1 protein-coding gene is annotated in these 428 nt (G+C 71.3%); it reads right to left on the bottom strand.

What is annotated here, in order from left to right; all coding sequences use genetic code 11:
- The coding region (locus LPA54_RS39745; RefSeq protein WP_228985271.1) for an FtsW/RodA/SpoVE family cell cycle protein at positions 1-428 on the bottom strand (428 nt) is incomplete at both ends.

The following is a 428-nucleotide window of genomic DNA, read 5'->3' as shown; positions in this document are numbered from 1 at the left end:
CCCGGCCCGAGGGCAGTTGCAGCTTCCACACCCGGCGGCCGGTGTACGCGAGCGCGTGGCGGTTGGCGGCCAGGTAGGCGGCGAAGAACACCGCGAGCAGGATCTTGGCGAATTCGCCGGGCTGGAAGGAGAGTCCGCCGACCCGGATCCAGATCTTCGCCCCGTTCACCGCCGGGAAGAAGATCGGCACGGTCATGAGCGCGAGCGCGGCGGCCACCGAGAGGTACGCGTACCGCTGGAGCACCCGGTGGTCGCGCAGCAGCACCACCACCGCCGTGAACAGCGCGACGCCGAGCGTGGACCAGACGAGCTGGGCGGCCGCCGCCTGGTCCCTCGGCGTCTCCAGGTCGAGCCGGTAGATCAGCACCAGCCCGACTCCGTTGAGCAGCACGGCGATCGGCAGCAGCAGCGGATCGGCGTACGGGGCC

Source organism: Streptomyces sp. DH12 (genome assembly GCF_020873895.1).
Lineage (GTDB): Bacteria > Actinomycetota > Actinomycetes > Streptomycetales > Streptomycetaceae > Streptomyces.
Note: the sequence above shows the minus strand (reverse complement) of the source record. Positions and strands in the feature narration are given on the sequence as shown.